General features: G+C 44.9%; 1 pseudogene. It reads right to left on the reverse strand.

Features of this window, described 5'->3' with window-relative positions:
• Window positions 1-348 (reverse strand): annotated as a pseudogene (locus KIV40_RS27930) (alkyl hydroperoxide reductase subunit F); the annotation flags it as partial.
• Between the last annotated feature and the right edge of the window lie 37 nt (window positions 349-385).

Here is a 385-nt window from a genome sequence, read left to right on the forward strand (position 1 = left end):
GCGAAATGAAGATTTCAACATTCAGTGGCTCGCCTAGGTTTTTAATCTGCTCAATCACGTCGTCTTCAAGCTTGATTGGGTGACCGCCACTGTGTAGCAATGCCAATACCAATGAAGTGAACTCATGACCCATAGGTAGGCCAGCGAAACCGATGCTTGTGCCTTTCTCTGTGTTCAACACTTGCATGGGATAACCACAACTTTGTCAGAGAGTTCTGAGATGTCGTTCGCCAGCTTCTCTAGTTTGCTTGCTGTTTCGCTTTCATCCAGGCTAAGAACGAGCTTAACGTCATTTTTTAGGAATTCTAAGTATGTTTGCAGTTGCTGCTTCATTGCTTGGTCTAACATGATATGCCTACTTTTCTTTTCTGTTCGGGGGCGCTGT

Source organism: Vibrio sp. D173a, from assembly GCF_030248475.1.